Source organism: Rhodococcus sp. PD04 (assembly GCF_035918275.1).
In the GTDB taxonomy this organism is placed as follows: domain Bacteria; phylum Actinomycetota; class Actinomycetes; order Mycobacteriales; family Mycobacteriaceae; genus Rhodococcus; species Rhodococcus rhodochrous.
In genome coordinates, this window is sequence record NZ_CP142143.1 from 1 (window position 1) to 11,973 (window position 11,973).

An 11,973-nucleotide genomic window follows, 5' to 3' on the forward strand; every position below is an offset into this window, starting at 1 on the left:
GTGTGGAAAACCGGTGATCAAAGGGAGGGAAGCTGCGTGAGCGACGAGCCGAACGCGCTGGCCGATGTGTGGACGGACGTCGTATCCGAGCTGACCATCGACGACGGAGTACTGACGAAGAGCCAGAAGGCATGGCTCGCGCTGGTCAAACCGATCACGCTCGCACAGGGATTCGCCCTGCTCTCGGTACCTTCCACACTCGCCCAGCAGTCGATCGAACGTGACCTGCGCGAACCCATCCTCCGCACCCTCAACCGGCACCTCGGTCACCGGGTCGAGGGTCTCGGTGTGCGCGTCGAACCGCGGGAACGCGTGGACGACCCCGCCGAGGATCCCTACGCCGAACCCCGCGACACGCTGCCCCTCGAGGGTCTGCCGGTCGATGCACAGCCTGTGAATCCGCGCACGGTAGAGCCCCGCAGCCGTGATCTGCGCCGCGATCCTCCGATGTCCCGCGAGGTCACCGGACCGCGCGACGGTGCCGTGACCAGGGATCCTGCAGGATCCGCAGACGCCGTCGCCTCCATGGACGGTGGATATCAGCGGGACGGCATGCTTCCCGGTGAGGGTGCGGCCTATCGGCGACGCCTGATCTCCTCCCGTGAACACGACATGCTCGAGGCCGACCACGGCGAACTCGAGGAGGTCGACGACGACCGAGAGGCGATGACCGCCGTCCGCGAGTCGTGGCCGTCCTATTTCACCCAGCCCCCGCCGCCCGAGACGCCGCCCATCGGCAGCAGCAGCCTCAACGCGAAGTACACCTTCGACACCTTCGTGATCGGTGCGTCGAACCGGTTCGCACACGCTGCGGCGGTGGCGATCGCCGAGGCCCCGGCGCGGGCCTACAACCCGTTGTTCATCTGGGGTGCCTCCGGACTGGGGAAGACCCATCTGCTCCACGCCGCCGGCCACTATGCACAGCGGCTCTTCCCGGGTATGCGGGTGAAGTACGTCTCCACCGAGGAGTTCACGAACGACTTCATCAACAGCCTCCGCGACGACCGCAAGGTCGCGTTCAAGCGGCGTTACCGCGAGACCGACATCCTGCTCGTCGACGACATCCAGTTCATCGAGGGCAAGGAAGGTATCCAGGAGGAGTTCTTCCACACCTTCAACACCCTCCACAACGCCAACAAGCAGATCGTCGTCTCGTCCGACCGGCCGCCCAAGCAGCTCGCGACGCTCGAGGAACGACTGCGGACCCGGTTCGAGTGGGGACTGATCACCGACGTCCAGCCCCCGGAACTCGAGACGCGCATCGCGATCCTGTCGAAGAAGGCACGCATGGACGGCCTGAACGTGCCGCACGACGTGCTCGAGCTGATCGCGAGCCGGATCGAACGCAACATCCGCGAACTCGAGGGTGCCCTGATCCGTGTGACGGCCTTCGCGTCGCTCAACAGGCAGCCGCTCGATCTCACTCTCGCCGAGGTCGTGCTGCGTGATCTGATGCCGGATTCCTCGGCTCTCGAGATCAATGCCGCCACGATCATGGCCGTGACCGCGGAGTACTTCGGAACGTCGATCGACGACCTGTGCGGGCCCGGAAAGGCACGACCGCTGGCGCAGGCCCGCCAGATCGCGATGTATCTGTGCCGCGAGCTCACCGATCTGTCGCTGCCGAAGATCGGGCAGACCTTCGGTCGCGACCACACCACGGTCATGTACGCGGACAAGAAGATTCGCAAGGAGATGACCGAGCGTCGCAAGGTCTACGACCAGGTGCAGGAGCTCACCGCGCGTATCAAGCAGCGGTCCAAGCGCTGATTCCTCGAGCCTCGAGTTTCCATCCACAGGGAGCGTCCACAGGGCGCTCCCTGTCCCGTATCTCGAGAAATTTCCGGTCCCCACACCTGTGGACAAGGGTGTGCAGAACGTGGGATCTTTGTGGACGAACGGTGGACAAAGAATGAACAGTCTCGAGGAATCCACATTCGTCCTCGAGAACTCCTCGAGTTCATCCTCGAGTTCGACCCCCTCGAGAACGTCGCCCCACCAGCCTAGACGGTCGTTCGTCCACAGATTCCACAGGCCCTATTACTACTTCTGTGAGTTCTCTTCAGAAATCTTCTTTCAAAACAGGTGTGTGGAGAGCGTCGGTCCACAGGCCCTCGAGTGAGGCTCACGCCTCGAGCCTCCCGGCTTTCCAAGCAGCGAGGGAAGGCATAACGTGGACCCGCATCCCCCGGCTCCGCCTCATCGGTGTCGGGGTTCTGTGACAGACTTCGTAGACTTGTCGAGACCACGATCGAAGGGATCCACCGGGCGATGGAGCTGGGAAGTATGAAGTTTCGTGTGCCTCGCGAGGACTTCGCTGATTCCGTTGCATGGGTTGCCCGAAGCCTTCCATCGCGACCCCCCGTTCCCGTCCTGGGCGGTGTCCTGCTCGGAGCCGACGAGCGCGGGCTGACGGTCTCGGGCTTCGACTACGAGGTATCCGCGCAGGTCCACGTCTCGGCCGAGGTCATCACCCCCGGTCAGGTGCTGGTGTCCGGCAAGCTGCTCGCCGACATCACCCGCGCGTTGCCCCACAAGCCTGTGGATGTCGTGCTCGACGGCACCCGCGTGCTCATCACATGCGGTAGCGCCAAGTTCTCGCTCCCCACCATGCCTGTGGAGGACTACCCGCAGCTGCCCGCGCTCCCGCAGCAGACCGGTTCGCTCTCCGGCGATCTGTTCGCCGAGGCCATCAGCCAGGTCGCCGTCGCCGCCGGCAAGGACGACACGCTCCCGATGCTCACGGGCATCCGGGTGGAGATCGAGGGCACCGACATGGTGCTCGCGGCCACCGACCGATTCCGTCTCGCGGTGCGCAAGCTCGAGTGGATGCCCACCGCGGAGTCCACCAGCTCGGCCGTGCTCGTGCCCGCCAAGACCCTCTCCGAGGCCGCGAAAACCGTTGGCGGCTCGTCCAACTCCCCGGTCCAGCTCGCTCTCGGCAGTGGGTCGTCGGTGGGCGCCGAAGGTCTGCTCGGCATCGTCGCCGAGGGGCGCCGCACCACCACGCGCCTGCTCGACGCCGAATTCCCCAAGTTCCGCCAGTTGCTCCCCAACGAGCACACCGCGATGGCGACCGTCGAGATCGCGCCGCTGGTCGACGCGATCAAGCGTGTCGCGTTGGTCGCCGAGCGCGGTGCACAGGTCCGACTCGAGTTCACCGAGGGCAGCGTGATGCTGTCGGCCGGTGGCGACGATGCCGGTCGTGCCGAGGAATCCCATCCCGCGGAGTTCTTCGGTGAGCCGCTGATCATCGCGTTCAACCCCGGCTACCTGCTCGACGGACTCACGTCGCTGCACACCGACAAGGTTTCGTTCGGGTTCACCACCTCGAGTCGTCCGGCCGTGCTGCGGCCGGCGCTGGACGAGGAGCCCGTGCCGGACTCCTCGGGTACGTTCGCCGCTCCGGACAGCGATTACACCTATCTGCTGATGCCGGTGCGCCTGCCGGGCTGACCGGCCCCGAGACTGGACCCCCGTGTACGTTCGCACCTTCTCGCTGCGCGACTTCCGTTCGTGGAGAACGGTTTCCGTCGACCTCACTCCGGGGGCGACGGTCTTCGTCGGGCGCAACGGGCACGGGAAGACCAACCTGCTCGAGGCCCTCGGTTATCTGTCGACGCTGTCGTCGCACCGGGTGTCCTCCGACGGTCCGCTGCTGCGGGCCGGCACGTCGCGGGCGTTCGCCGGTGCGCTGGTCGTCAACAACGGTCGTGAGCTCGGAATCGACATCGAGATCAACGAGGGCAAGCAGAACCGGGCGCGGATCAACCAGTCGCCGGCCCGTCGTCCTCGAGAGATCCTCGGCATCCTCCGCACGGTGCTCTTCGCCCCGGAGGACCTGTCGCTCGTGCGCGGCGACCCGGGCGATCGCCGGCGGTTCCTCGACGAACTGCTCAGCACGCGTTTCCCGCGGATGAGCGGGGTGCGGGCCGACTACGACAAGGTGCTCCGCCAACGGTCCGCCCTGCTCAAGACCGCGGGTGGAGCACTGCGGCGCGGGAGCCGCTCGAGCGACGGGGCGAGCGCTCTGGCGACCCTCGACGTGTGGGACGGCCATCTCGCGGCCCACGGAGCCGAGCTGCTCGCCGCACGCATCGCGTTGCTGAACGAGCTGGCTCCGCACGTCTCCGAGGCATATCGGTCGATCGCACCCGAGTCCCGTCCGGCGAGCCTGCGTTATCGCAGCAGTCTCGCCGACTCGTTGCCGCCGGAGTTCTCCGACCCGGCCCGGACGCCCGCGCCGGACGATCGGGAGTTTCTCGAGACCGTCTTCCTCCAGCGCCTCGCGGAGGTGCGGTCGAAGGAGGTCGAACGCGGTGTCTGCCTCGTCGGGCCCCACCGCGACGATCTCGACCTGATGCTCGGTACCGAACCCGCGAAAGGCTATGCGAGCCACGGAGAATCGTGGTCGTTCGCGCTCGCGCTGCGGCTCGGGGCGTTCGCCCTGCTTCGCACCGACGGCACCGATCCGGTCCTCATGCTCGACGACGTCTTCGCCGAACTCGATCGACGCCGCCGGTCCGCCCTGGCAGAGGTCGCCACGACGGCCGAACAGGTGCTGATCACGGCTGCCGTGCCGGAGGACGTGCCGGCCGAGCTGAACGGCGCCCGATTCCCCGTGCATGCCGAGGACACCGAAGATGGTCGTATCTCTGTGCTGGGATCGGTGCAGCGGGAGACGGACCCGATCACCGGGGAGGTCGGATGAACGACGAACACACAGGTCCCGAACGCGATGCCGGACCGGAGCGCAGCGCGGGCGAGCCGGAGTTGAAGGGCATCGATCTCGCCCGCCGTGCGCTCGAGGAGGCTCGGGCCGCCGCGAAGGCGAGCGGTAAGGCCGTCGGTCAGGGACGCGCGTCGCGCGGTCCGCTGCGCCCCAAACGCCGACGTCGTGGCTGGTCGGGGCCCGGTCCGGACGACCGCGATCCCCAGCCCCTCGGATCGCTCGCGCAGTCGCTGTCCAAACAACGGGGCTGGTCGGCGCACGTGTCCGAGGGCACCGTCATGGGGAGCTGGGCACGGGTCGTCGGCGACGACATCGCGAGTCATGCCCAGCCGACCAGGCTGCGCGACGGCATCCTGCACGTCTCGGCCGAGTCGACGGCCTGGGCCACCCAGCTGCGGATGATGCAGTCGCAGATCCTCGCCAAGATCGCCGCGGCCGTGGGACACGGGGTGGTGAAGGAACTGCGGATCACCGGCCCGACGGCTCCGAGCTGGCGGAAGGGCGAACGCCACATCCGCGGCCGCGGACCACGCGACACCTACGGGTGATCCCGGGCTCGCTCCCGGGCCGTACGAGGGGCGAAAATCGGAGCGCGTAGGAAATCACGCTGTCCGGGTCGCAAAGGGGCCGCTACGGGGACGTCAGCGGTGCGGAACACCCGCTTTCGTGTCCACCCCGGCGCAAGGCTCGCGGGCACGTAGGATGGACAGGAATGCGTCGCGCGCGTGCGCGGGGCCGATCGGAGAAGGAGAGCTACCCACCCGTGGCTGCCCAGAAGTCGAACAACAACAAGAGTGAGTACGGTGCGTCGTCCATCACCGTCCTCGAGGGTCTCGAGGCGGTGCGCAAGCGCCCCGGTATGTACATCGGTTCCACCGGAGAGCGTGGCCTGCACCACCTGATCTGGGAGGTCGTCGACAACTCCGTCGACGAGGCCATGGCCGGATACGCATCGAAGGTGGAGGTCACCCTCCTCGCCGACGGCGGCGTCCAGGTCGTCGACGACGGTCGCGGTATCCCCGTCGGTATGCACGCCTCCGGCGTCCCCACTGTCGAGGTCGTCCTCACCCAGCTCCACGCCGGCGGCAAGTTCGACTCCGATGCCTACGCCGTCTCCGGCGGTCTGCACGGTGTCGGTATCTCCGTGGTGAACGCCCTGTCCACGACCCTCGAGGTCGAGATCGACAACGACGGCTACCACTGGGAGCAGACGTACACCGCCTCGAAGCCGGGCGAGCTCATCCGCGGCGAGGCCACCAAGCGCACCGGTACCACCGTCCGTTTCTGGCCGGACCCGGAGATCTTCGAGACCACGACGTTCAACTTCGAGACCGTCGCGCGTCGCCTGCAGGAGATGGCGTTCCTCAACAAGGGACTGACCATCACCCTCACCGACGAGCGTGTCGCGCCCGAAGAGGTCACCGACGAGGACGTCCCGGAGACCGCCGAGGCACCGAAGACCGCCGAGGACCAGGCCGTCGAGGCCGCCGAGCCCGAGGTGCACAAGGTCAAGGTCCGCACCTACCACTACCCGGGTGGTCTCGAGGACTACGTGCGCCACATCAACCGCACGAAGACGCCGATCCACAACTCGGTCGTCGGGTTCACCGCCAAGGGCACCGGTCACGAACTCGAGGTCGCGATGCAGTGGAACTCGGGTTACTCCGAATCCGTCCACACCTTCGCCAACACCATCAACACCCACGAGGGCGGCACGCACGAGGAAGGCTTCCGTGCGGCGCTGACCACGGTCGTCAACCGTTACGCGAAGGACAAGAAGCTCCTCAAGGAGAAGGATCCGAACCTCACGGGCGACGACATCCGCGAGGGTCTCGCGGCCATCATCTCCGTCAAGGTCGGTGAGCCGCAGTTCGAGGGCCAGACGAAGACCAAGCTCGGCAACACCGAGGTGAAGTCCTTCGTGCAGAAGGCGTGCAACGAGCACATCTCGCACTGGTTCGAGGCCAACCCGGCCGATGCGAAGACGATCGTCACCAAGGCCGTGTCGTCGGCGCACGCCCGCGTCGCCGCCCGTAAGGCGCGCGAGCTCGTCCGCCGCAAGAGCGCGACCGACATCGGTGGTCTGCCGGGCAAGCTCGCCGACTGCCGGTCGAAGGACCCGAGCAAGTGCGAGATCTACATCGTGGAGGGCGACTCCGCAGGTGGCTCCGCCAAGTCGGGTCGCGACTCGATGTACCAAGCGATCCTTCCGTTGCGCGGCAAGATCATCAACGTCGAGAAGGCCCGCATCGACAAGGTCCTCAAGAACGCCGAGGTCCAGTCGATCATCACGGCGTTCGGTACCGGCATCCACGAGGAATTCGACATCTCGAAGCTGCGGTACCACAAGATCGTCCTGATGGCCGACGCCGACGTCGACGGTCAGCACATCGCGACGCTGCTGCTCACACTGCTCTTCCGCTTCATGCGGCCGCTGGTCGAGGAAGGCCACGTCTTCCTGGCGCAGCCGCCGCTGTACAAGCTCAAGTGGCAGCGCAGCGAGCCGGAGTTCGCGTACTCCGACCGCGAGCGCGATGTCCTGCTCGAGGCGGGTCTGAAGGCCGGCAAGAAGATCAACAAGGACGACGGCATCCAGCGCTACAAGGGCCTCGGTGAGATGAACGCCAAGGAGTTGTGGGAGACCACCATGGATCCGAGCGTCCGCGTCCTGCGTCAGGTGACCCTTGACGACGCCGCTGCGGCCGACGAGCTGTTCAGCGTCCTCATGGGTGAGGACGTCGCGGCGCGACGCAGCTTCATCACGCGCAATGCGAAGGATGTCCGCTTCCTCGACGTCTGATCGCCGTCGGCTCCGCTCGATGCGGAGACCGAATCCGCATCCGAACCCCCGCTGTGCTGTAACTCACAGCGGGGGTTCGGATGTCTGCCACCGGAAACGTGGAAGGGCCGTTAGCCTTCTTCGTTACTCGTGAGTACACTCCATTCGGCCATCTGTCCGCGTGGCTGCCGAAGAGGGGGCCGGGGCAGCGCGGGGGTGCGGGAAGGACTCACTCTTCCGTATCCGCTGTATGTCCCGATATGGTGCCCTCACCCGAAACGTCTCGTTCGACTGCACTCGATCGAAAACGCGCTCATCGGAGTGCAGTGCCGACTGGTGCTCGTCGCCCGGCGCGGACGGGGTGGAAGGAGAGCTGTAATCCATGAGTGACAAGTCGCCGCCCCAGCAGCGGTGGTGGAACATCGAGGGGTGGGGTCTTCGCAGGAAGGTCACCGCCGTTCTCGCTGTCCCCGTGACCGTGGCAATGGTCCTCGGTGGTCTTCGTGTCGAGAACGAGCTCAGCAACGCCGTCCACTTCTCGTCCGCGGCCGACCAGGTCGCGGCCGTGCCGGACATCGTCGAGTTTTCGACGGCGTTCGCGACCGCCACCGCGAGTGCCGCCGCCGGGACGGTGACTCCCGAGGAGATGGCGGCGCTCGGCGACGCCTTCGGCACCATCGCCTCGGTCACGGAGAACCCCGAACTCGATCCGGCGGTCACCGCCGACCTGAGCCGTACTGCTGCCTCCGCGCAGTCGCTCTACACGAAGCTGCAGGCCGGACCGGTTCCGGTCGAAGAGATCAGCGCCGTCACCAACGAGGTTCGTGACAGCCTGAACCGCATCGTCGAAGCGATCCTCGACGAGGTCGAGGACCGCGAGATCCTCATCTACGGCGACCAGCTGATCAACGCCTGGTATTCGCAGCGTTACCTGTTCGGCCAGGTGCTCGGTGTGCTCCAGCTCCTCGCCGACCCGAACCAGCCGGGCACCGCGCTGGTGTCCGCCTCCGGCGCCGAGCTCGCGATGCTCGACCTGCTCGCCCGCTCCTACCCGATGGCCGATCAGCAGATCGCCGAACTGCGGGCCGGCGTCCAGGAACGTGCCGACATGGTCGACGCGGCCGGTTCCGGTCCGCTCCCGATCCTCAACATCCGCGCGTCGCTGCTCAACAGTGTCGACATCTACGGCACCATCATCGACGAGGCGTCGGCGCAGGTCAGCACCACGATTCAGGACCGCGCCGCGGAAACCCGCTCGGTCGCTCTCCGCGATACCGCGATCGTGCTCGCAGCTCTGCTCGCGGCGCTCGTGCTCGCACTGCTCGTGTCCCGCTCGCTGGTCGGCCCGATCCGCCGCCTGCGTTACGGCACGCTGAAGGTCGCGCGGCAGGAGCTGCCCGAGGCCATCGACCGCATCAAGGTCGGCGACAACATCGAGGACATCGAGTTCACCCGGGTCCCGGTGCACACCACCGAGGAGATCGGTCAGCTCGCCCGCGCCGTCGACGACATGCACGGGCAGGCACTGCGCCTCGCCGGCGAGCAGGCGCACCTCCGCCTCCAGATCAGCGACATGTTCGAGACGCTCGCACGTCGCTCCAAGTCGCTCGTCGAGCAGCAGCTCGGCCTCATCGAACGACTCGAGTACGAGGAGAAGGATCCGACCCGACTCGAGAGCCTGTTCCGCCTCGACCACCTCGCCGCGCGTATGCGCCGGAACGGCGACAACCTGCTGATTCTCTCCGGTACCCGCATGCGCCGCGGCCACTCCGCGCCCGTGCAGCTCGGCGACATCCTGCGCGCCGCGATGTCGGAGGTCGAGGACTACCAGCGTGTGCAGATCGGTTCGACTCCCGACGGTGCCCTCAGCGGCGCGGTCGCGACCGACATCGTGCACCTTCTCGCCGAGCTGGTCGACAACTCGCTGCGCGCGTCGCCGCCCGACAGCAACGTCACCTTCAGTTTCGCGCGTGCCGTCGACGGCGGCCTGCTCGTCGAGATCGCCGACCGCGGTATCGGTATCCCGGCCGACGAACTCGAGTCCATCAACCAGCGTCTCTCCAAGGGTGGCGAGGTCGGTCCCGACACCGCACGCCACATGGGTCTGTTCGTGGTCTCGCGACTGGCCGAACGGCACGGTCTCACCGTGCGTCTGCGCCCGACCTTCGACACCGCACGCAACCCGGGTATCACCGCGAGCGTCCACATCCCGGACGTCCTGCTGGTCTCCCCGTTGGCGTTGTCGCACACCGGTCCTCAGACTCGCATCGAGATCGAGGCGGAGGAGTACTCGGCACCGCCGGCGCTCTCGGCGCCCGTCGCACAGCAGGGTCTGCCCGCGGGCGACGAACAGCACGAATACGCGACGTCACAGCAGGCCGACTCCGCCGACGACGTCCGTGCGGACGAGTCCGAGGATGCCTACGCCGACAACGGCTACGCGACCGACGGCTACGCCGACGGTGTCGACGAGAGTGCTTCCGCTGCACGGGATGCGGAGCCGTCCTACGACGACGAGCGACGCGACGAGCCGCAGCGCGAAGCAGGATCCGACGAGTTCTCTCGGTCCGCGTCGTCGTTCCAGGCACCGCCGCCCCGCGAGCCTCAGGGACCGCCGCAGCGCGACCCGCAGGCACCGTCGCCGCGCGACAACCAGGCACCGTCGCCGCGCGACAACCAGGCACCGCCGGCACCCCGCGAGTTCGGACCGTCGGGTCTCCCTCAGCGTCGCCCCGGTGGGACTCCGGGTCTGCCCACGCGTCAGCCGGGCAAGACGCCGGGTCTCCCGACTCCGCCCCGGTCGCCGCAGCCGCGCCGGATCGAACCGGATGCCGCAGCAGCCTTCGCGTCGTCGTTGCCTCCGCGCGGTCCTCGTCGCGGGCCGGACGAGACCAACGGTCACTCGTTCGACGGGCGCAACGGAGACGGGCGCAACGGCGACGGTCGTAACGGCGCCGGGCCGCGACCCGACGCCGACCAGGCTCGCCGGGAAGGTCTTTCGGGTCTTCCGCAGCGTCGTCCCGGTGCCACGCCGGGTCTGCCGCCGACGGACTCCGCACCTTCCCGCGACACCCGGCAGGACCAGCCGCAGGGACGGGACGCCCAGCAGGGTTCGGCGCATCGCGCACCCGCGCCGCCGCAGCGCCCCGCGTCCCCCGGTCATCCGCAGCGCCGTCCGGGCGCAACTCCCGGCCTGCCGGGGCGGGCTGCCGGATCGTCTCCGTCCGTTCCGCAGAACCGGCCGCAGCAGCAGCCGGTGGCGGGACCGCTCGCAGGTGGCGACTCCGCGGGCCGACCGGACGCACCGAACCGTCCCGACCTGCCACAGCGTGCACCCGCGCAGGAGCCGCAGCGTGCACCCGCGCAGGCCGCGGACCGTCGGCAGCAGGAACCCTCGCCGGGTCTCCCGCAGCGTCGTCCGGGCAGCACACCCGGTCTGCCGCGTCGTCAGCCGGGCAGCACGCCCGGGCTTCCGCAGCGACCCGCTGCGTCGACCAACGGTTCCGAACCCGATTCGGCCGCAGCGGCTTCCGGTCCGAGCATCGCCGACGGCGGCTCCGTCTCGCCGCACAGCGACGCGCAGCAGGCGGCACGGCATCGTTACCGGACCAACTCGGCGAAGACGGCATCGTTCTTCCAGCCGCGGTCCGACCTCGCGTCGTCCCGTCCGCAGCCGGCGAACACCCCGATCTTCACCACGATGATGTCGGACTGGCTCGTCGACCCGACGAGCCTTCCGGAGGACCGCAGGAAGCGGGAGTGGCGCTCCGCAGCGGACGCGGGTTGGGAAGCCGCACAGCGTGCTACCGAGGCCCCCGTGGAGGAGCACACCACCGCGGGTCTTCCGCGGCGCGCTCCCGGCGAACGCCTGGTGCCGGGTGCCGTTCGGGCGCCGGCAACGGGTGAGTTGCCGAAGACCATTCGACGTCGAGACCCGGAAGCCATCCGGGCCAACTTGAGCCGCCATCAGCAGGGTGTCCGCAACGGGCGCGCCTCGGCGAATACCAGCAATCGCGAGAACGACGAACAGGGAGTTCGATGAATATTGATCATGGATCCGACGCAGCTCGTCCATTGGACTGGTTGGTTTCCAACTTCGCGCGCGAAGTCCCGGGTGTCTCGCATGCCGTGCTCGTGTCCGCCGACGGTCTGCTCATGGCCGCCAGCGCCCACCTCCCGGTGGATCGTGCCGAGCAGCTCGCTGCGGTGACCTCGGGTCTGGCGAGCCTGTCCAACGGTGTGTCGCAGCTGTTCGACGGCGGGGGTGTGCTGCAGTCCGTCGTGGAGATGCAGCACGGATACCTGCTGCTGATGAGCGTCGGCGACGGCTCGCACCTGGCGGCCCTGACCGCCTCCGAGTGCGACATCGGACAGGTCGGTTACGAGATGGCGCTCCTGGTCGATCGAGTGGGTGCTTCGGTCGAAGCCACCCCGCGGGTCGGTCTAGGGTCCTGACGTCGAG

At 67.7% G+C, this 11,973-nt stretch carries 7 protein-coding genes; all 7 read left to right on the forward strand.

Translation table 11 applies throughout. The features are described from left to right. Positions 1–90: 90 nt before the first annotated feature. The 7 genes from dnaA to U9J23_RS00035 all read left to right on the forward strand — a co-directional run bounded on the left by dnaA (position 91) and on the right by U9J23_RS00035 (position 11,966). Positions 91–1,770 carry a chromosomal replication initiator protein DnaA gene (gene dnaA / locus U9J23_RS00005; protein WP_410458054.1) on the forward strand — a complete coding sequence of 560 codons (1,680 nt, stop codon included), beginning with the start codon at positions 91–93 and terminating at the stop codon, positions 1,768–1,770. Positions 1,771–2,271: 501 nt separating this feature from the next. After that, the gene (gene dnaN / locus U9J23_RS00010) at positions 2,272–3,456 is read left to right on the forward strand and encodes a DNA polymerase III subunit beta (protein ID WP_059381952.1); all 1,185 of its coding nucleotides are present in this window, start codon (positions 2,272–2,274) and stop codon (positions 3,454–3,456) included. Positions 3,457–3,478: 22 nt separating this feature from the next. Beyond that, positions 3,479–4,711, forward strand: a complete 1,233-nt coding sequence (recF, locus tag U9J23_RS00015; RefSeq protein ID WP_059381953.1) for a DNA replication/repair protein RecF — start codon at positions 3,479–3,481, stop codon at positions 4,709–4,711. Further along, entirely contained in the window at positions 4,708–5,280 is a 573-nt protein-coding gene (locus U9J23_RS00020; RefSeq protein ID WP_059381954.1) for a DUF721 family protein, read from the forward strand. The genes recF and U9J23_RS00020 overlap by 4 nt, the downstream gene beginning before the upstream one ends. A gap of 215 nt (positions 5,281–5,495) precedes the next feature. Then, on the forward strand, positions 5,496–7,532 hold the full coding sequence (gene gyrB / locus U9J23_RS00025; protein WP_059381955.1) for a DNA topoisomerase (ATP-hydrolyzing) subunit B: 2,037 nt from the start codon (positions 5,496–5,498) through the stop codon (positions 7,530–7,532). A 361-nt stretch (positions 7,533–7,893) separates the two neighbouring features. Further along, entirely contained in the window at positions 7,894–11,553 is a 3,660-nt protein-coding gene (locus U9J23_RS00030) for an ATP-binding protein (protein WP_326600846.1), read from the forward strand. Next, positions 11,550–11,966 (forward strand): roadblock/LC7 domain-containing protein, encoded by a 417-nt coding sequence (locus U9J23_RS00035; RefSeq protein ID WP_006550917.1) that lies wholly within the window; start codon positions 11,550–11,552, stop codon positions 11,964–11,966. Before U9J23_RS00030 ends, U9J23_RS00035 begins: the two co-directional genes overlap by 4 nt. The last annotated feature ends 7 nt before the right edge of the window (positions 11,967–11,973 follow it).

What these genes read in the sequence shown, in the direction of transcription:
- U9J23_RS00030 (WP_326600846.1), top strand. Translation starts at nt 7,894, where the DNA reads ATGAGTGACAAGTCGCCGCCCCAGCAGCGGTGGTGGAACATCGAGGGG.
- U9J23_RS00020 (WP_059381954.1), top strand. Translation starts at nt 4,708, where the DNA reads ATGAACGACGAACACACAGGTCCCGAACGCGATGCCGGACCGGAGCGC.
- dnaN (WP_059381952.1), top strand. Translation starts at nt 2,272, where the DNA reads ATGGAGCTGGGAAGTATGAAGTTTCGTGTGCCTCGCGAGGACTTCGCT.
- U9J23_RS00035 (WP_006550917.1), top strand. Translation starts at nt 11,550, where the DNA reads ATGAATATTGATCATGGATCCGACGCAGCTCGTCCATTGGACTGGTTG.